Source organism: Marinobacter nauticus, assembly GCF_003634635.1.
GTDB classification, from domain to species: Bacteria; Pseudomonadota; Gammaproteobacteria; order Pseudomonadales; family Oleiphilaceae; genus Marinobacter; species Marinobacter nauticus.
Map to the genome: position 1 here is coordinate 908,245 of NZ_RBJB01000002.1, position 19,599 is coordinate 927,843.

The window sequence follows — 19,599 nt, forward strand, 5'->3', positions numbered from 1 at the left end:
GGCCAAAGTAACAAAAAACCCCGGCAGCTGGCGCTACCGGGGCTTTCTGCCAATCAACTGCCGAGACCGGCCTACGACTTTAGTCGCGAGCGCGCTTCGGGAAGATCGGATAGGTTACGCCGGCCATCTGGTTCACACAACGCACAACCTGGGCGCTGTAGCCGAATTCGTTGTCGTACCACACGTACAGGATCAAACGCTTGCCATTGGCGATGGTAGCCTGGGCATCGACGATACCGGCATGACGGGAGCCCACGAAATCGGTGGAAACCACTTCCGGAGAGTTCACGAAGTCGATCTGTTTCTGCAGCTCGGAGTGAAGCGCCATATCACGCAGATATTCGTTTACCTGCTCGGCATCCACATCGCTTTTCAGGTTCAGATTCAGGATCGCCATGGACACGTTCGGTGTCGGCACCCGGATAGCATTACCGCTCAGCTTGCCTTTCAGCTCCGGCAGTGCTTTGGCAACGGCTTTGGCCGCGCCGGTTTCGGTAATAACCATGTTCAACGGGGCGCTGCGGCCACGACGACTGCCCTTGTGGTAGTTGTCGATCAGGTTCTGGTCGTTGGTGTAGGAGTGAACGGTTTCAACGTGGCCATCCTCAATACCGTACTCGTCATTGATGGCCTTCAGTACCGGAGTGATGGCGTTGGTGGTACAGGAAGCAGCAGACAGGATCTTGTCTTCGTCGGTGATCCAGTCGTTGTTGATGCCATAAACGATGTTCTTGATGTCGCCCTTGCCCGGCGCAGTCAGAATCACTCGACTGACACCCTTGGACTTCAGATGCAGGCCAAGGCCCGCTTCATCCCGCCACTTACCGGTGTTGTCGACCACGATGGCGTTGTTGATGCCGTACTCGGTGTAGTCCACCTTGTCCGGGTCATCAGAATAGATCACCTTGATAAAGTTGCCGTTGGCGATCAGCGCAGAGTTCTCGGCATCAACCGTGATGGTGCCATCGAAAGGACCATGCACGGAGTCACGACGCAGCAGGCTGGCACGCTTTTCCAGATCGTTGTCAGCACCACCCTGGCGAACAACGATCGCACGCAGGCGCAGGTTGTTGCCGCCACCGGCCTTTTCAACCAGGATCCGCGCCAGCAGTCGGCCGATCCGGCCAAAGCCGTAAAGCACCACATCCTTCGTTTCTTCCTTGGCATCCTTGGCCGCCTCTTCGGCGTACTTGCCAACCACCGGGCCGATTTCCTTTTTCAGGAACTCGGTGAGGTCACCGCCCTCTGCCTTGAATTTGACGGCCAGCTTGCCAATATCCACGTGAGCGCGGCCAAGCTCCAGCTTGTCCATCGCCTCGAGAATGGGCAGCGTGTCGTGAACAGACAGCTCGCTGTCCTCAACCTGACGCACAAAACGATGGGCGCGGATGATATCGATAACAGACTGGTTGATGATCGCACGGCCGTATACGGACGTAACAACGTTGTTTTTACGGTACAGGCGGCCGATCAACGGGATCATCGCTTCTGCGGTAGACTCCCGGTCAGTCCAGTTGGACAGGTGCTGGTTGATCTGTTCGTGACTCACGGTTGGAACCTCGTATAGCACTGGAAATAATTTGGGGCGCACATTATCCAACTTAAAAGGCGATACGGCAAATAGCCGTTTGTCTGCCCCGACCATGACACTGTCACAACCGGGCGATAGAATAGCGCCGCCCCGGCAAATGATGCATTTATTCAGGAGAACGCTTGCCCCATGACCAAAGGCCAGGCCCACGCCCCGCTTATCGCCCCCGCTGCCCCTGAAAAGGCTGCCGACCACAGAAAATGGGGGCAACTGAATGGCTGTGCCGACGCCCTGGCCATCTGCGAGAGCGCCCGCGCCCACAAGGGTCTCACGCTGGTCATAACCCAAAGCACCAGCGAAGCCATCCAGCTGGAGCAATCCATCCGGTTTTTCCTGGGGCTGCCCACGGATGAAGACGGCGCTACCGTTTCCTCCGATGGCATTGAGCTTTTGTCGCTCCCCGACTGGGAAACACTGCCCTACGATCTGTTTTCGCCACACCAGGACATTACCTCGAGGCGGATTCGCTCCCTGCACCGGTTACCCGGCACACGCCACGGCATTCTGGTAGTTCCGGCGCGCACGCTGATGCACCGGCTTGCCCCCCCGAGCTATCTGCAGGGCAATACCCTGCTGCTGGAAGTGGGCCAGACCCTGGATATCGACAGCTGGCGAATGCAACTCGAGGCAGCCGGTTATCATCATACTGACAACGTGTATGAACATGGCGAGTATGCGGTACGGGGGGCCATCCTCGACATTTACCCCATGGGCTCTAACCTGCCCTACCGCATTGATCTTTTCGATGACGAAATCGAAACCCTCCGGACCTTTGACCCGGAAACCCAGAGATCCATCGATAAAACCGAACGCATCGAACTTCTGCCAGCCAACGAATTTCCCTGGCACAAGGAAGCCCGCTCAGGCTTTCGCAATCGCTGGTTTGAATATTTCCCCAATGCCGACAAAGACGCGCCCGTTTACCAGGATGTTACCCACGGCATCACACCGCCTGGCATTGAGTACTATCTTCCACTGTTTTTCGATGAAACCGCCACGCTGTTTGATTATCTGCCGGGCAGCACCCTGGTATTCACCGCCAACGGTCTCAATGATGCCGTCAATGCCTTTGATGCGGAAACCCGGGCCCGTTACGAAGACCGCCGCCACGATCGACTGCGCCCTATTCTGCCCCCCACCGAGCTATTTCTGCAGCCGGATGAAGTGTTCGGGCAACTCAAACACTACCCGCGCATTACCTGCAGCAGTCAGCCCGAAGACGGCGCGGGTGCCAGCAACTGCGGTACCGAATCTCTCCCGGATGTCGCCATGGACGGGCGCGCCGCTGATCCGGCAGGGCGCCTCAAACGGTTCATCCAGGAGTTCCACGGGCGCATCCTGATCTGTGCTGAATCGTCCGGGCGCCGGGAGGCGCTGATCGACAACCTGGCCGATCACAAGCTCAAGCTGGCAACCGTGCAGAGCTGGTCGGAATTCCTCGAAAACGAGAACACCACTCTGGCCATCACCATTGCCCCACTGGAACAGGGCATGGTGTTGCCCGGCCAGAATCTGGCACTGATTACCGAAACGGCGTTGTTTGGCGAGCGGGTGCTGCAGCGTCGCCGGCGCCAGAAACCAACCGAAACCGACGATGCCGGCTACCGGGACCTGTCTGAACTGAGAATTGGCGCACCGGTCGTGCATATCGACCATGGCGTGGGCCGCTACAAGGGGCTGGAGACACTCACCGCCGGCGGCCAATCCGACGAATTTCTGACCCTGGAATACGCCGGCGGCTCCAAACTCTATGTACCGGTGTCCAGCCTGCACCTGATTTCCCGTTACGCCGGCACCGATGAGGAACACGCACCGCTCCACAAGCTCGGAACGGAGCGCTGGAGCAACGCCAAGCAAAAAGCGCTGGAAAAGATCCGCGACACCGCCGCAGAACTGCTGGATGTTTACGCCCGCCGGGAAGCCCGGAAAGGCTTCCAGTTTGAAGACCCGAAAGAGGCCTATCGGGCCTTTGCTGCCGGATTCCCTTTCGAGGAGACGCCGGACCAACAGGTGGCCATCGAATCGGTGTTCGAGGATATGACCAGCGAACGCCCGATGGACCGACTGGTATGCGGCGATGTCGGCTTCGGTAAAACCGAAGTCGCCATGCGCGCGGCTTTTCTGGCCACCTGGTCTGGCAAACAGGTGGCCGTGCTGGTACCCACTACTCTTCTGGCCCAGCAACATTACGAGTCGTTCCGTGACCGGTTCTCGGATACGCCGGTAACTGTAGAGCTTCTGAGTCGCTTCCGCAGCGGCAGCCAGACCAGCAAGGCCATCACTGCCATAGAGGAAGGCAAGGCAGATATCGTCATTGGCACCCATAAGCTTCTGCAAGGCGATATCAACTTCAAGAATCTGGGTCTGGTGATTATCGACGAAGAACACCGGTTTGGCGTTCAGCAGAAGGAAAAACTGAAATCCCTGCGGGCCGAGGTGGATATGCTGACCCTCACCGCCACACCGATTCCCAGAACCCTGAACATGGCCATGGGCCATCTGCGCGACCTTTCCATTATCGCCACCCCACCAGCCCGCCGGCTGTCGGTGAAAACGTTTGTGCGCCAGCGCGACGAGGCCATGGTGAAAGAAGCTATTCTGCGGGAAATTCTGCGGGGCGGTCAGGTCTATTTCCTGCACAACGATGTCGCCACCATCGAGAAAACCGCGGAAGATCTGCGCAAGCTGATTCCCGAGGCGCGGGTGGGTGTGGCGCATGGTCAGATGCGCGAGCGCCAGCTGGAACAGATCATGTCGGATTTCTACCACAAGCGTTTCAACGTACTGGTGTGCACCACTATTGTGGAAACCGGCATCGACATCCCCAGCGCCAACACCATTATTATTGAACGGGCAGACAAATTTGGCCTGGCGCAGCTGCACCAGCTTCGGGGTCGCGTGGGCAGGTCTCATCACCAGGCGTACGCCTATCTGCTGACACCACCGCCAAAGGCCATTTCCGCCGATGCCAGGAAGCGGCTGGATGCGATTTCCGAATCCCAGGACCTGGGCGCCGGCTTCATGCTGGCCACCCACGATCTGGAAATCCGGGGCGCTGGCGAGCTGCTGGGTGAAGAACAGAGCGGTCAGATCGAAAGCATCGGCTTTACCCTCTACATGCAGCTGCTGGACGAAGCCGTAAAAGCGATTCGCGACGGCCGCACGCCCAACGCCGAATTGCCTCTCAGCCACGGCACCGAGATGAACCTGCGCATTCCGGCCCTGATTCCGGACGACTACCTGCCAGATGTCCACAACCGCCTGATGCTGTACAAGCGCATTGCCAGCGTGAAGGATCGTGAGGCATTAAAAGAACTTCAGGTTGAGATGATTGACCGCTTCGGATTATTACCAGCCCCGGCCAAGAACCTCATGCGCCAGGCACAGCTACGTTTGCAGGCAGAGACTCTGGGCATCGTGAAAGTGGATGCCGGTAAGGAATGGGTGCGGCTTGAGTTCGGGGCAACGACACCGGTCGACCCTCTCGAACTGGTTAAAAAAGTGCAATCCGCTCCGGATCGATACCGGCTCGAAGGCGCCAACAGCTTTCGCTTCCGGCTGAATGATGACTCAACCGATGGTAAACTCGACGCCATCGCAGCGATGCTCGAAGAACTGGCGCCCGACAAGGCCCCGGCAAAGGCATCGTGATAAAAAAGGATTCAGGTGGAGTAACGCCCTTGCAAGCTCACATTTTATGCTCCCGGCAAACCCTGGCCAGTGCGGCGCTGTTCGCCTCAGTTGCATTCACACCGGCTACCCTTTGGGCCCAGGGCGCTTCAGGCAATGTCCCGAACGACTACTACCGGGCAGAGCTGGTGATTTTACAGCGTCTGGTGGACCCGGCCGGCATTGAAGAGCAGATGGCGAACAAGTCGGTGGAACCTGTCGAAGAGGCCGGCAAAACCCTTTGGGTGGAGCAGGAATCCGGGGAGCGGGTAACCGAACTCAACCTGGTACCCCGCAACCAACTGCACCTGGGCGAGGCGGCCAACCGGCTTGAGCGAAGTGGTAACTACCGGGTACTGGCGAGTGCCGGCTGGTATGAAGCTTTTCCGCCCGACTACAAGGGCGAACCTCTACGTGTCGCAATCGGTGACTGGCTGGCCGAGTCTGGCCAACGAGCGGTGGAAGGCCAGATCACCATTGACCGCCAACGCTACCTGCACGTTAATGTGCAGCTTAACCACTGGGCCGTCAGCGACGATCCCGAGGCTGTGCCGGCAGAGCCTGAAACACAGCCTCAGACCGAAGCGGTTGCGGAGTTTTCCAATCAGGACTCTGGCAATACACGTGATAGCGAAACCGGTGGTTCAGCATCAGAAGGCACCGGTACCGCTTACCAACTTCGTCCGGCACCAGTAGAACTGGTGACCTGGATTCGTGAAACGCGGCGGATGCGCAGTGAGGAAATCCACTTCATCGACTCCCCCACCGTCGGCGTCCTGGTTTTCTTCAAGAAGATTGAGGGGTAAGCGCAAGCTGCCCCAGACTTGCCATTGAACGCTCCAGAATCTGCCGAACGCCGGACATGCCCTGGGCAATCGCTTCTTCAATCTCGGCCATGGTAATAATGTGGTCGGTTTTACCCGCAGCCCAGTTCACCACCAGCCCGAGGCTGACGTACCGCAAGCCCAGCTCTGCCGCCAGCACTGCCTCGGGCATGCCGGTCATACCAACGATGTCACAGCCATCCCGCTCCATCCTGCGGATTTCCGCCGCCGTCTCCAGCCTGGGCCCCTGCGTCGCGCCATAGACGCCAAACCCGGAAAATGACAGCGACGCCGCGCGAGCAGCATCAATCAACACCTGACGCGCTTCCTGATCGTAGGGCCAGGTAAAATCAATGTGTGTAACTTCCTCCAGCTCGCCTTCGAAGAAAGTGCTGGCCCGGCCCCAGGTGTAGTCGATCAGTTGATCCGGGATCACGATGTGGGCCGGCCCCATATTGGCATGTATGCCACCAACCGCGTTTACACCCACCAGCACCCGAGCGCCGGCATCATGCAACGCCTGAATGTTGGCCCGGTAATTGACCTGATGGGGCGGAATGCGGTGCGGGTTACCATGACGCGCCAGAAAGATAACAGGCTGATCACCCAGTTGCCCCCGCACCAGCGTGGAGGAGGGCTCACCCCACGCAGTTGTCACTGTCTCTTCTCCGGTGATCTGGATATTGCTCAGGCTGGTCAGCCCCGTACCACCGATAATGCCTACCGGTACATTGTCATTCGTTACTGTCATTCCCCGTCTCCGGAATCTGAATCGGCTTCACCGTAACCGCCATCATGATCGATGTTTTTTCCGGATTTTCCGGAATCAGCATCCTTGTCCGAGGACTTGTCGTTTGAGTCCTCACGTTTTGAGGAATCACGCCCGTCTACCCGCACCCCATCCGGCAGATGCAGCGTGCGCGTCGGGAAGGCCACCTCGGCACCATGGTTTTCGATGATGTCACTGATTTTCAGTAACACATCTTCCTTCACCTCATGGAAACGCACCCACTGGGTGGTTTTGGTAAAGGTGTACACCATGATATCCAGTGACGATGAATTGAATGCCAGAAAATTAACGATCAAGGTCTCGTTGGCATCAATCTCTTCATGATTCTTCAGCATCTCCCGGATTTCGTCCACGATGGTTTTCATGGAATGCACATCGGCATAGCGAATGCCGATGGTCTCGTAGATCCGGCGATTGGTCATACGTGATGGGTTTTCCACTGCAATAGTGGTAAACGCCGCATTGGGGACATAAAGCGGGCGCTTGTCGAAGGTGCGAATGGTGGTCAGTCGCCATCCGATATGCTCAACCGTACCCTCAATGCTCCGATCCGGGGATCGAACCCAATCCCCCACCTTGAACGGACGGTCCAAATGGATAATGAACCCACCGAAAAAGTTCGCCAGGAGATCTTTCGCGGCAAAACCAACCGCGATGCCCCCGACACCACCAAATGCCAGCACGCCTGAAATACTGAAGCCCAGGGTTTGCAGGGCGGTCAGCGCGGCGGTAATAATCACGACCGCTCGCGACAGCTTGCTGATGGCATTGACCGTGGTGTAATCCATCGGCTTGCGCATCTTGATCGGAGAGGTGAGGATGTTCTCGAACTGTTTGATCAGCCGGATAAAAAACCAGACCACCACCCAGACAAAACCGATCTGAAGCAACGTTCCGTTGGCCTTGAAGACCTCAGCCTCGGAAAAATGGTGTGCCACTTCGGCAGCCCAATACACCCCCTGGAGCCATACGAAAGCCACGACAGGCCGACGGACCGCGTGCAGAATAGCATCGTCCCACAGGTTATGAGTGCTGGCGAATTTGCGCTCCAGCGCAGAAATCACATGACTGGCAATGTAGGCAACCGCCGCCGTACCCAGCACGAGCAGGAAGACGAGCACACCGGCCCGCCAACCCTCAGACAGCAACCCGAACTGCTCTATCCAGCCATTCAGTACACCCAAAACTTCGCCAATCATCCTGTCCCTCTGAATTATGCGGGTTAATAGATACTGACCGGGGTCCCCGCTGGAACCCGGTCAAAAAGCTCAACAATATCGGTATTGCGCATCCGGATGCAGCCATGGGATCTGGCAACCCCCATAGGTTCACTGTCCGGCGTGCCGTGGATATAGATAAAACGACGAAAGGTGTCTACCCCCGGCCCACGGTTTCGCCCCCATTCACAGCCACAAAGCCAGAGTATACGGGTAAGAATCCAGTCGCGCCCCGGATTCGCTGATGCCAGACTCTGGCTGTAGATCTCGCCAGTGGGACGGCGCCCGCGATACACCGTATTTAATGGCTGCCCTGCCCCGATTCGGGCGCGGACATAATGCTTGCCAACAGGGGTACAGCCACTGCCGTCGGCCTGGCCGGGGCCATTCAGGCCAGTGGATACCGGGTAGCGGGCAATGATATCACCCGATTGAGTAGCCAGTGTCAGGAACTGATTGGCGATATCAATGGACAGGGTAACCCCGGGGGGCTTGTTATCGGGCATTGGTAGCGACTTCCCTCCGGCTGCGAACCAGAGGGAAGACTACCCGAGGCGGGGGAGTTCAGGCAACCGAAACGCCTGAAGCGGTAGGCGGCACCAGCATTTTGTCTGGCGCCTTCATGCCTGCGGCCAGGAACGGCACCAGGCGTGCGGCAATTTCCTGAACCGTGGTTTCAACGCCCAGCTTGTTTTCGAGAATATCAATCAGGGCATCACTGCTGGACATGGTGAAGGCCGTCGCTCCCAGCATGAACTGGATGCGCCAATAGCGATCAACCGAGGACAACTCAGGCGTGGCCTCTTTGAGCAAGCGCATGAAACGACCAAAGGGCTCACTGTATTCCTGTTCGAGAAATTTACGCAGGTGGCCCTGAGACTGGGTATAGGCAAGACCGAGCAGGCGCATGAAGATGGATATGCCTTTCTCATTACGCTGAGGCATGCGCACGGCACTTTCCGTAAGCGCCCACAGGGTTTGGTTCAGCGTGGGCGGCTGGCCATCACAACGCTCTTCGAGTTCATCAAAGGCGGTATCCAGGGTGGCCGAAAACGGCGTCAGGAACCGGGCGAACACGGCGTGGATCAGGGCATTCTTAGACCCAAAGTGATAATTGACAGCGGCCAGATTTACCTTAGCCTTACTGGTAATCATACGAAGCGATGTTTCCGAGAACCCACGCTCGGCAAACAGCTCTTCGGCAGCGTCAAGAATGCGGTCAACGGTATCAGACTGCGCCATTTTGTTGTCAGAGCCTCTAGCAAACGTCTGTTTGAAACATACGTTTGAAGGTCTGTCATGTCAAGCTCGGTCTTCAGGAACCGCCGCCACTGCCTGCCAACCCCGGTCTATCGCGTCCTGATTGCCGTCGAAAAACGCTTGCTGGACTTTGCCATAGGCTTTCTCGGCTTCCAGCAGATAGATAAGATACAGCCGAACATGTTCCCGCCGGGTAAGATAACGCGGCAACACCCGTTGCTCAGACAGTCTGAGCAATTCACTGAAGCGGGTATGACGCAGTGTCGGGTTGTACTCTGCCATACGCGCACACTGCCATATCAGCCCGTCCTTTCCCTCCAGGTGGGCCGCATGTTTGCGGGCATCCCGAAGCATGCGCTGACGGCGAATGATCAAATCCATATAGGAGGGGCTGGACGTGTAAATCCGACGGATAAACGGCACTCCCAGCAACAGAATAATCACGAAAGCGCCAAAACCGCCACCGGCTACCCAGGCCGGCACAAAACCGGTCAAACCACTGAGGAAAAACGTCGCAGCCAAAAGGGCACTGAAGATCCAGAGGTCCCGGCTACGCCGCGCAGCTGCCATCTGATAGTTATCCGGCCAGTCCGACATAGCCAGCAAGTTGAAGTCCATCAGCAGGACCCGGTCACACTGCCGTAGCATAAGACGCAGCTTGCGCTGCCGTGACTCCGCCAGCGCCTGCTCGATATCCGGGTTCTCCGACCCGGTCTCGGCAGTCCGATCCTGCGATTCCTGCGCCTCGGGCCGCTCGCTGCCGGATTCAGTATTCTGGCCCTGGTCATCATCAGCCTGCAGGGCAGCGGTTCTTTGCGCCGCATTGAGGGCGGATTCCGGTGTCGCCGGCACCGGATCAGCGGCCCGGCCGGGGCGAAGCACCGCTCCGGATGCGTTGGCCGGATCTGTCTTGTCTACTGCTGTATTTTCCGCCATTGAGGTCACTGTTCTTCAGGTTCTTTATGCAAGTATCGACCTTTACGAATAATTCTTGAATGTCGGCTTTGCCGGCATACGCGGCTTGCTGGCTTCTTGGCAACACTGACAGGCACCGGTATGCTTGCGCCAATCAACGGGTTTCAGGAGATTATGTATGTTTACCGGTATCGTTCAGGGCATTGCACGGGTCGAAAACGTGATCGCGGCGCCGGGCCTGAGTACCTTTTTGATCGATTTCCCGGAAGATCGGGTTCAGGGCGTAACCATCGGTGCCTCGGTTGCCATCAACGGCACCTGCCTGACGGTTACCCGCCAGGAAGGCCAACGGCTGTACTTCGACGCCATGCAGGAAACCCTGCGCCTGACCACCCTCGGCGACCTGAAACCCGGCGACGAAATCAACTTCGAGCGCGCCGCCCGAATCGGCGATGAAATCGGCGGCCATCTGCTCAGTGGCCATATCCACACTACCGCAACCATCGTCGATATTCTGCGGCCGGAAAACAACGTGACCCTATGGTTCGAACTACCGGAAACCTGGGCGAAGTACATCTTCCCCAAAGGCTACATTGCCATCAATGGCGCCAGCCTGACCATTGGCGAGGTGGAAGGTAACCGCTTCAACGTCCACCTTATCCCGGAGACCCTGCGTGCCACCACGTTCGGGAAGGCCACTAAGGGGCAAAAGGTCAACATCGAGATTGATAGTCAAACCCAGACCATCGTGGATACCCTCGCGCGCCTCGGCTACGATCGCCCGGCGACGGCCTGAGACTCACACCGCGCCATTCCGGGCTTCGAACACCACGAATTTCGGGCTTGCAGCTCTCTGTTCAACGCTGCTGAAGTATTGTTTCAGGGAACGGTGATACCCCAGGTGGCGATTGCCCACCATCAATACGCGGCCGCCCGGCGCCAGATGCCGGGCGGCATCCCTGAACAGTCTCAGTGCGATGTGATCGCCCACCACGCCACCCTCATGGAAGGGTGGGTTCAGTAGAATAAGCTGATAGTCAGGCAAATCATCTGCAATGCCGTCCTGATGCCATAAGCGTACGCAATCGCCGCCCTCGTACCTGCTCAGGTTATGCTCAACACTGGCAATGGCCTGGCTGGACACGTCACTGAAATGCACTTCGGCACCCGGTCTGCCGGCAAGCGCAGACAACCCGAGCACGCCGTTTCCACACGCCAGATCCAGAATCCGCCCGGCCGGGGGCACTCGACTAACCGCCTGAGGAATCAGCGGTAACAACTCCCGCGTGCCAATATCCAGCTTTTCTCTGGCAAACACTGCGGGCAGTGCCTCAACCGGCCCGGGCAATCCTGCCACCGGGTAGCCGCGCCATTGCTCCTGCCATTCCGGCAATGTGGCCGAGCCACCACGACACACCACTACCCGCGCCTTTTTGCGGGCAGGCAACACCTGTTCGGTAACCACCGCACTGGCGAACACATCAACACTACGATCGGGCAGATGCTTGATCATACCGCCCGCCAGTATGCGTCCGTCTTCCGCCAGCACGCTGTTGAGCCACCGTAACAACCAGGCCAGATAACCGGCCTGACGGGGAATACGGAGCAGCACCAGATCAAAGGGCCCTGAGGGTGGCCGACGCCAGTTCAAAACCGCGGGGCAGTCGGGCAACGCCGGATTGAGCGAAGCGTTCGTCAACAGGGAGTGGGCGAGCGTCGCGCTGTCGGCAACTGTCTGCGGCTGATAGCAGGCAAGCCCGAGGGTCAGCGCACCAAACTGGTCGTCAACCACCAGCACGCGCAAACCGTCTGCCAGATAAGGCTCCGCAGCCGACAACAACAACTCGTCGGCAGCGTCCCAGGCGCGCAGCCCAGCCGTTCCGCCAGGCCGGATCAGGCGGAGGTCACCGGCAGGTGTCTGGAGTCTGGCAGTTGTCATTTTGGGCTTCCGTTGGCAGCTTTCGGGAAAATAAACACTTTTAGGCTGTTTATTCTAGAAATTAAACCTAAGTTAGGGGTGTTCACGCCGAACACCCTTTCCGGTCATGCCCCAGCCCTGACCAGGCTGGCCGGTCGCATTTTTCCGGACAAGATCTTTTGCCCCTTACCCCAGGGGCTTTTTTCTGTCTGTTTTTCAGCCCGACTTTTTCCGAAATGCCCGGTAAACGGTAAACCGCCGGTCCTGCGCAAGTTTCTCAACCGGGCCGATGTGTTGTCGAATCAGGGCTTCATACGGCAGAAAACTGTTGGCCACCAGCCTCAGCTCGCCGCCGTGCGCGAGATGCGCGGCCACCTGGGCCAGGAACTGCTCGGTCATGGAGGTATCGGTTTTTACACCGGTGTGGAAAGGCGGGTTGCTGATCACGGCCGGCCATTTGCCTTGAACGGCTGCCAGGCCATCGGCGGCAAAAATCTCACCGTTTACTCCTGCCTTACGGTAACTTTCCCGGGCACAGAACACGGCCTGCGCCTGAACATCGGTCCCATCTACTCGAATCGGCTTCTTCCCCGCCAACTGATGAAAACCATGCAACCAGGATCCGATAACGCCTGCACCGCAAGCGAAATCGAGCACGCGATCGACACCCAGGGGTGACTCAGCAAGGGTTTCCAACAACATCCGGGTGCCATCGTCCAGTCGACCCAGGCTGAAAACGCCTGGCAAACCGGCAACAGAGAGCGCCACGCCAGCGCAGGAAAGCTCCGTCCAGCTGAGCCAGTCAGTCAACCGGAATTTGGTCAGGGGTTGGGTATTTCTGCCGCACCAGACCTGGCAATGGCGGGCGCTGTCAACCTTTACAACCTCCCCGGCAACGACAGAAAACTGCTTTATGGCACCGGCAATGCCTTCCTTCTTCTCGCCAATAACCACCAGTGCCGCACCTGGTTTGCCGAGGTAACGAGCCAAAGCCAGGCGGAGCTCACACTCAGCCCGGGCTTTAGGCAAAAATACCACCACGGTATCGCAAGAGCCCTGCTGCTGCCGATCTGGCTCGTAACCAAAACAGCCAGCCCAGTCAGTGTCATGGGACAGGATTTGCCAAAGACCGGCGTGCTCGGTCATCGCGATACCGGGAACCGGGCATCGGGGCAAAAGCGATGCATCCGAGACGCCTAACAGCGCTGGGCGTCCATTCAACAGATGCGCATTGCGGAGCAGAACTTCGTGGGTATTGGGCAGTGCAGACATGGGTAGCGGACCATTGCCAGAATCATGAGCCGCGTATGCTAACCGGAAAAAAGCCCCGAGTCTGCCCTGTGGCATCAGTCGGGGCTATCGCTATCGGGGTCGGCCTCTGGGGCCGCCCGGGAAGAGCCAGATATTATTTGTAACGTGCAACCGTACCCACACGCAGGGCGTCTTCAGGTGACATTCCCCATTCTTCCGGGGTGCGTGCTTCGGTGCGCTTGGCCTCAGCCCTTGCGCTATCCATGGCAGAACTTTCGTTTCTGCGGGTTCCCAGTGCCTGCAGGGCTTTCTGCATCAGTTCTTTCATGGTTTACCTCCCTTACTGCTTACAGTTGCTACTGTAACAGACGCAGAAGGTCACTACTGTGATGACGCCACGGGTCAGGAAGTGACGAGCATCACGATTTTTTGACAGTTTTTGACAATCTTCGCATTATATTTTTTGGCGGCCGGAGCGAACCGGTCGTTCGATCAGCTCATCCAGACTGGACTGACGAATCGTTTCCCGGTCTGCCTCACTGGCGATCGAGAGCCCCATATCCCTCAACAGACCGTCGGCCACGTCGTAAACGAAACCGTGCACGGTCAATGGCTGGCCGCGACGCCAGGCTTCCTGAACGATGTTGTTCTGGCACACATGCCCTACCTGCTCTACCACGTTCAGCTCACACAGGCGGTCTACCCGGTCCTGCACATTGGGAATGGCGTCCAGTACGGACTGGTGACGGTCACGCACGTCCTGAACATGGCGGAGCCAATTTGAAATCAGGCCAAAACCTTCGTTCAGCAATGCCGCGCGCACGCCACCACAACCGTAATGCCCCACCACCAATACGTGTTTGACCTTTAACACTTCGATGGCGAACTGGAGCACCGACAGGCAGTTGAAATCTGTATGTACAACCACGTTGGCCACGTTTCTGTGCACGAAAAGTTCACCGGGGAGCAAGTCCACAATCTGGTTCGCAGGTACCCGACTGTCGGCACAGCCGATCCACAGGTACTCCGGTGCCTGCTGGTTCGAGAGCCGGTCAAAGAACTTCGGGTCCACCGACTTGATGCCATTGGCCCAGGCCCGGTTCTTGTCCAGTAGATGTTTCAGTGGTGCCATTATCTTGTTGCTCCTGCCATTGATTCCCGCTGCGGGATTGAACGGGAATCAACGACATAACGCAATAGTCAGTTGGTCGTTACGTCTTCCGGGCTCTGGTGCATGGTGCTTTGCGCCAGGTCCAGCAGCTCCCGCAGTGCGACCGAGAACATGGCGTATTCCGGTTCCCTTACGCCTTTGAGTTCCGCCAGCATCGCGTTCCAGCGATCAATCATGTGCTGGTTGCGCTGCTCCCAGGCGTTCACACTATCGGTGACTTTCTCCGGGCTTTCAGCGGTTTTCAGCACACCGGTGGTCAGAGCCCGTTGCTGCCAGTCCAGATCCTCCCGGAAGCTTTCCCGCGCCAGGGCCTGCCAATGGGAACTTGGCGTCAACGCTGCGATGGCATTAGCGAACCAGGTCAGGTCGAGACGGTCACCCAGACCGTAGTACAGGTTGGCCACCGTTTTCAGCGGCATGCCTGTGGCTTCCTGTGCCTCGATAATACCAAGAGAGGAATACAGATAGCCGGTTCCTGCCAGCACCGACGCCAGTTCCTTCGGCAAACCCGCAGCCATCAGCTGATCATTGCGTTTTTCCCAATTGGCACGAGCCTGGTCGCCAAGGTATTCCGGCAGACCCGAGGTAATGGCCCAGACGCTGTCGGCAAACCGCTCCATGTGACTCTGGATATTGAGTTCTGCCCGGCGATTACGAAGCAACCAGCGCACAGCCCGACGCATCAGACGCATCAGATCCTGCATCAGCTCCATCTGCAGATCCGCGGAAACGTGGAAATCCAGCGCTTCAATCTTGTCCCACCAGCTGTCGATGCGGAACACATCCCTGGCAATAATCCAGGCCAGGGCAATGGATGCTGCGTCCGCCCCGGTAGACTGGTTCAGGCGCTCCACAAAGGTAATGCCCATGTGGTTAACCATGTCGTTGGCGATCTGGGTTGCGATGATCTCCCGTCGCAGCTGGTGTTCACCCAGCTCTTTCGAGAAACGCTTGGTCAGATCCCGCGGGAAGACCTTGTACATCTCACCCGCCAGCAGAGGATTGTCCGGCAGATTACTGTCGATCAGCACCTGCTTCAGATCCCCTTTGACGTAGGAAATCAGCACCGACAGTTCCGGCCGCGTCAGCCCTTTCTTAGCCAGCTTGCGCTCTGACAGGGTTTCGTCATCCGGCAGGAACTCCAGTGCCCGGTTGAGCTTGCCTTCGCTCTCGAAGGTATTCATCAGCCGACGATACTCCTCCAGCCGGGTGGCGGCATCCTCGCTGGCGATACTGATGGCCTGGGTCTGACGGTAGTTGTTCTTCAGCACCAGCGAGGCAACATCATCAGTCATTTCCTCCAGCATGATGTTGCGCTGCTTGCCAGTTAGATCGCCCATGGCCACCGCCCGGTTGAGCAGGATCTTCATGTTCACTTCATGGTCAGAGCAGTCCACGCCGCCCGAGTTGTCGATGAAGTCCGTATTCAGGCGACCACCCTTCAGGGCGTATTCAATCCGCCCCATCTGGGTGAAGCCGAGGTTTCCGCCCTCACCTACAACCTTGCAGCGCAGCTCGGCACCATTGATCCGCAGGCCATCATTGGCCTTGTCGCCCACGTCGGAGTGGCTTTCACCGCTGCCCTTCACGTAAGTGCCAATACCACCAATCCAGAGCAGGTCCACTTCGGCCTTGAGTATGTGACTGATCAGCATATTGGGCGGAACGCGGTCCGCCTTGATGCCCAGCAGCTTTTTCATTTCCGGGCTGACCGGAATGGACTTGGCATTGCGGCTGAATACGCCGCCGCCCTTTGAAATCAACTTACTGTCGTAATCGGTCCAGGCGGAACGCGGCAGTTCAAACAGGCGCTTACGCTCCTTGTAGCTGCGTTCGGCGTCCGGGGTCGGGTCAATGAAGATGTGGATATGGTTGAAGGCGGCCACCAGCCGGGTTTTTTCCGAGCACAGCAGGCCATTACCAAACACATCGCCCCCCATGTCACCGATGCCGATGGCGGTAAATTCATCCACGGCCGGGTTGATGCCCATCTCACGGAAATGCCGTTCCACCGAAACCCAGGCGCCCCGGGCAGTAATGCCCATTTTCTTGTGGTCATAACCGTTACTGCCACCGGAGGCGAAGGCATCTCCCATCCAGAAGCCATATTCCGCGGCCAGGCCATTAGCGATGTCGGAGAAGGTGGCGGTGCCTTTGTCAGCCGCCACCACGAGATAGTGATCGTCTTCGTCATGGCGGATTACCCGCTCCGGCGGCTGGATGCCGGAATCCACCAGGTTATCTGTGATATCCAGCAAGCCCCGGATGAATGTTTTGTAGGCCGCAATACCCTCTGCCTGGAATGCCTCCCGGTCAGACGGATCGGGCAGACGCTTGGCCACAAAGCCACCCTTCGCGCCCACCGGCACAATGACGGCGTTTTTCACTTGCTGCGCTTTTACCAGGCCCAGAATTTCTGTGCGGTAGTCCTCGAACCGATCCGACCAGCGCAAACCACCACGGGCCACTTTGCCACCACGCAGGTGAACCCCCTCCACACGAGGGGAATACACAAAGATCTCGAACATGGGTAATGGCAGCGGCATGTCCGGAATCTGCGACGGGTCAAATTTCACACTGATGTAGGGCTTGGGCTGGCCCTCGCCATCCGGCTGGTAGTAGTTGGTGCGCAACGTCGCCTGCATCAGCTCCAGATACAGCCGTAGCACGCGATCCTCACTGAGGTTCTCCACTTCATCCAGGCCGGCGTTGAATTCGATTTCCAGTTTCTGCTGGGCCGCCTCGCTTTTACCCTTACTCTTGAAACGCTCAGGGTTGAATCGGATCTCAAAGTATTCCAGCAGGATCCGTGTCAGGTTGACGTGGTTGACCAACGTGTTGGAAATGAACGTCTGACTGTTGGAGAACCGGATCTGGCGCATGTAGCGGGCGTAAGTACGCAGCAACGCGATCTCACGCCAGCTCATGTAGGAGGACAACAACAGGCGGTTAAAGGCGTCGTTTTCGGCTTCACCGTGCCAGACCCGGCGGAACAACTCTTCGAAAATCGGGCGAATACGGTGAATATCCACCATATTGCCGGTGTGGGATTGCAGGGTAAAGTCATGAATCCAAACCGTTTTACCCGTTCGATCAATCACCTCAAACGGGTGCTCGCCAATCACCCGGAAACCGAGATTGTCGAAAATCGGCATCACATCCGACAGTGGCAGCGGCTCGTCCGGATAAAACAGTTTGAAATGCAGCGTGTTCTCGTCTTCTTCCAGGGCCCGATAGAAGCTCATGGCCAGATCATCGTCGCGGGCAGAGGCAGTGATGTGCTCCAGGTCGATGGCCGCCCGGCGGGGTGAAAACATGTCAGTGTAGCTGGCCGGGAAACCGCCTGCCCAGACGCGATACAGCTCATTGCCCTGCTCTTCGCCATAGGCTTCGCTTAATGCCTCGTAGAGGCCGTCTCGCCAGGATTGGGCGAGCTCAATAACCTTGTCGCGGATCTCCGCCAGCGGCAACTGGCGGTTTTCCACCTGTGGCACCCGGATGGTGAACTGTACCCGGGCAAGCACCGACTCGGAAAAATGAGTAACAAACTCAATGTCCTCGGCCTCCAGGCGATCCAGCAGCACCTGTTCCACCTTCAGGCGCAGCTCCGTGTTGTAGATGTCCCTGGGGAAGAAGGCCAGACAGGTTACAAACTGGCCGTAAACATCCTCCCGCATGAACAGCTCAATCCGGCGACGTTCCTGGATGTACAGAATGTTCTTGGCAACACGCAGCAGTTCGTCGGTTTCAATCTGGAACAGCTCGTCCCGCGGATACAGCGTCAGGATCTGCTCCAGCTCCTTGCCAGCGTAATCGTCGGTCAGGAAGCCGGATCGCTTCATCACGCTCTGGAACTTGCGCCGTAACAGCGGAATCTCATCGGGACGCTCGTTGTAGACTCGAGCGGTGTATAGACCGAGGAAGCGGCGCTCACCCACCACTTCGCCCTTGCTGTTGAATTTCTTGACCGCAATGTAATCCGGATAGGCCGGCCGGTGCACGCGAGACCGCTGCGCCGATTTGGCGAAGATGAAGATGTCATCGGAACGGGTCATTTCATGGCGGGTGCGCTGTGGCAGCTCATTCAGCCGAACCCGATCCGGGCGCTCGTTGTTGACCCGAAGAATACCCAGCTCCGAGTTCTCCACCCGGCGTACCACCATGCCCTGCTTGTCCTTGGCAAAGTCGTATTCGTCGTACCCCAGGAATGTGAAGTGGTCATCCACCAGCCAAGACAGAAAAGCCCGGGCTTCTTCCTTACCTTCCTCACTGATTCCAGCAGTGGTGGCATCCAGCTCCTTGACGATCTCGCTGACCTTCTCTTTCACAATCGGGAAATCACCCACCGCAATGCGTACCTCATGCAGCACTTTCTGCAGAGTCTGCTCCAGGTCGCGCAGGTCTTCCGGGGCACTGTGGCGGTCGATTTCAAGCACGATGAACGCTTCGTAGCTTGCGTCCTTCGATGCCTTTTTGGTGGTGTGCAGTTTCTTCAGCTTACCATTGTCATCCCGCTCCACTCGCAGGATGGAATGCTGAATGGAGTGGGTGCCGATTTCCCGCTGATTGATGGCCATGCGCAGGGAATCAATCAGGAACGGAATATTGGGATGGAGAATGAAAACAACGCTGTGGGTGGACTGCCAGCCGTCGCTTTCCAGGTCCGGGTTGAACACCGAAACCGGGGTTTCATCGGCACTGCGTTTTTGCAGGAATTGCCACGCCGCCAGGACGGCACCGTAGGTATCCGAGAAGCGGCGACTGACCAGCTCCTCCAGAGGAATATGAGCATAATGCTGTCTGGCAAAATCCGCGATCTTCTTTGCCTCGGTTTTTGCAATCTTTTCTGAGAACGCATCGGCCAACTGTTCGAAAAACTGATCCTTGCTGGCGATTGTCAGCGCATTCATATCCGACCTCTGGTTTGTGTGAAAGAAACGTAATCAGGGTATCGTCACATAAGCATAGTCAAACCCTTGATTTTTGCCGGCCA

The 19,599-nt window shown here is 57.5% G+C and carries 14 protein-coding genes; 3 read left to right on the forward strand and 11 right to left on the reverse strand.

The features are described 5' to 3' along the window. Window positions 1–79 precede the first annotated feature (79 nt). Entirely contained in the window at window positions 80–1,549 is a 1,470-nt protein-coding gene (locus tag C7436_RS04460) for a glyceraldehyde-3-phosphate dehydrogenase (protein WP_121206835.1), read from the reverse strand. A 171-nt stretch (window positions 1,550–1,720) separates the two neighbouring features. On the opposite strand from C7436_RS04460, the gene mfd reads away from it, so the two are divergent. Together mfd and C7436_RS04470 are read left to right on the forward strand one after the other, a co-directional pair. After that, the gene (gene mfd / locus C7436_RS04465; RefSeq protein WP_121206836.1) at window positions 1,721–5,242 is read left to right on the forward strand and encodes a transcription-repair coupling factor; all 3,522 of its coding nucleotides are present in this window, start codon (window positions 1,721–1,723) and stop codon (window positions 5,240–5,242) included. 29 nt (window positions 5,243–5,271) lie between these two features. Then, window positions 5,272–6,066, forward strand: coding sequence for a CsiV family protein (locus C7436_RS04470; protein WP_121206837.1), 795 nt, complete (start codon window positions 5,272–5,274; stop codon window positions 6,064–6,066). Here the strand turns inward: C7436_RS04470 and C7436_RS04475 are convergent. The 5 genes from C7436_RS04475 to C7436_RS04495 are packed head-to-tail and all read right to left on the reverse strand — an operon-like array spanning window position 6,047 to window position 10,287. After that, on the reverse strand, window positions 6,047–6,835 hold the full coding sequence (locus C7436_RS04475; RefSeq protein ID WP_023009890.1) for an S-methyl-5'-thioinosine phosphorylase: 789 nt from the start codon (window positions 6,833–6,835) through the stop codon (window positions 6,047–6,049). The two genes, C7436_RS04470 and C7436_RS04475, sit on opposite strands and share 20 nt — an antisense overlap. Continuing rightward, a complete protein-coding gene (locus tag C7436_RS04480; RefSeq protein WP_014421076.1) occupies window positions 6,832–8,073 on the reverse strand; it encodes a mechanosensitive ion channel family protein in 1,242 nt (413 codons plus the stop codon). The genes C7436_RS04475 and C7436_RS04480 overlap by 4 nt, the downstream gene beginning before the upstream one ends. A 23-nt stretch (window positions 8,074–8,096) precedes the next feature. Next, on the reverse strand, window positions 8,097–8,597 hold the full coding sequence (locus C7436_RS04485; protein ID WP_022991585.1) for a L,D-transpeptidase: 501 nt from the start codon (window positions 8,595–8,597) through the stop codon (window positions 8,097–8,099). A 58-nt stretch (window positions 8,598–8,655) separates the two neighbouring features. Beyond that, window positions 8,656–9,333 (reverse strand): TetR/AcrR family transcriptional regulator, encoded by a 678-nt coding sequence (locus tag C7436_RS04490; protein WP_011785412.1) that lies wholly within the window; start codon window positions 9,331–9,333, stop codon window positions 8,656–8,658. Window positions 9,334–9,393: 60 nt separating this feature from the next. Continuing rightward, on the reverse strand, window positions 9,394–10,287 hold the full coding sequence (locus C7436_RS04495) for a hypothetical protein (protein WP_014421074.1): 894 nt from the start codon (window positions 10,285–10,287) through the stop codon (window positions 9,394–9,396). A 157-nt stretch (window positions 10,288–10,444) separates the two neighbouring features. Between C7436_RS04495 and C7436_RS04500 the strand changes: the two genes are divergently transcribed. Then, window positions 10,445–11,062 (forward strand): riboflavin synthase subunit alpha, encoded by a 618-nt coding sequence (locus tag C7436_RS04500; protein ID WP_121206838.1) that lies wholly within the window; start codon window positions 10,445–10,447, stop codon window positions 11,060–11,062. A gap of 3 nt (window positions 11,063–11,065) precedes the next feature. Here the strand turns inward: C7436_RS04500 and C7436_RS04505 are convergent, their stop codons facing one another. The 5 genes from C7436_RS04505 to C7436_RS04520 form a co-directional block, all read right to left on the reverse strand. Beyond that, window positions 11,066–12,205, reverse strand: a complete 1,140-nt coding sequence (locus C7436_RS04505; protein ID WP_121206839.1) for a class I SAM-dependent methyltransferase — start codon at window positions 12,203–12,205, stop codon at window positions 11,066–11,068. Between the two features lie 195 nt (window positions 12,206–12,400). Continuing rightward, on the reverse strand, window positions 12,401–13,456 hold the full coding sequence (locus tag C7436_RS04510) for a class I SAM-dependent methyltransferase (RefSeq protein WP_121206840.1): 1,056 nt from the start codon (window positions 13,454–13,456) through the stop codon (window positions 12,401–12,403). Window positions 13,457–13,589: 133 nt separating this feature from the next. After that, window positions 13,590–13,763, reverse strand: coding sequence for a hypothetical protein (locus C7436_RS18795; protein WP_170155411.1), 174 nt, complete (start codon window positions 13,761–13,763; stop codon window positions 13,590–13,592). 126 nt (window positions 13,764–13,889) lie between these two features. Beyond that, entirely contained in the window at window positions 13,890–14,567 is a 678-nt protein-coding gene (gene can / locus C7436_RS04515; RefSeq protein WP_011785417.1) for a carbonate dehydratase, read from the reverse strand. A 68-nt stretch (window positions 14,568–14,635) separates the two neighbouring features. Then, window positions 14,636–19,516 (reverse strand): NAD-glutamate dehydrogenase, encoded by a 4,881-nt coding sequence (locus C7436_RS04520; protein ID WP_121206841.1) that lies wholly within the window; start codon window positions 19,514–19,516, stop codon window positions 14,636–14,638. Window positions 19,517–19,599: the final 83 nt, after the last annotated feature.

What these genes read in the sequence shown, in the direction of transcription:
- mfd (WP_121206836.1), top strand. Translation starts at nt 1,721, where the DNA reads ATGACCAAAGGCCAGGCCCACGCCCCGCTTATCGCCCCCGCTGCCCCT.
- C7436_RS04475 (WP_023009890.1), bottom strand. Translation starts at nt 6,835, where the DNA reads ATGACAGTAACGAATGACAATGTACCGGTAGGCATTATCGGTGGTACG.
- C7436_RS04480 (WP_014421076.1), bottom strand. Translation starts at nt 8,073, where the DNA reads ATGATTGGCGAAGTTTTGGGTGTACTGAATGGCTGGATAGAGCAGTTC.
- C7436_RS04485 (WP_022991585.1), bottom strand. Translation starts at nt 8,597, where the DNA reads ATGCCCGATAACAAGCCCCCCGGGGTTACCCTGTCCATTGATATCGCC.
- C7436_RS04490 (WP_011785412.1), bottom strand. Translation starts at nt 9,333, where the DNA reads ATGGCGCAGTCTGATACCGTTGACCGCATTCTTGACGCTGCCGAAGAG.
- C7436_RS04495 (WP_014421074.1), bottom strand. Translation starts at nt 10,287, where the DNA reads ATGGCGGAAAATACAGCAGTAGACAAGACAGATCCGGCCAACGCATCC.
- C7436_RS04500 (WP_121206838.1), top strand. Translation starts at nt 10,445, where the DNA reads ATGTTTACCGGTATCGTTCAGGGCATTGCACGGGTCGAAAACGTGATC.
- C7436_RS04505 (WP_121206839.1), bottom strand. Translation starts at nt 12,205, where the DNA reads ATGACAACTGCCAGACTCCAGACACCTGCCGGTGACCTCCGCCTGATC.
- C7436_RS04510 (WP_121206840.1), bottom strand. Translation starts at nt 13,456, where the DNA reads ATGTCTGCACTGCCCAATACCCACGAAGTTCTGCTCCGCAATGCGCAT.
- C7436_RS18795 (WP_170155411.1), bottom strand. Translation starts at nt 13,763, where the DNA reads ATGAAAGAACTGATGCAGAAAGCCCTGCAGGCACTGGGAACCCGCAGA.
- can (WP_011785417.1), bottom strand. Translation starts at nt 14,567, where the DNA reads ATGGCACCACTGAAACATCTACTGGACAAGAACCGGGCCTGGGCCAAT.
- C7436_RS04520 (WP_121206841.1), bottom strand. Translation starts at nt 19,516, where the DNA reads ATGAATGCGCTGACAATCGCCAGCAAGGATCAGTTTTTCGAACAGTTG.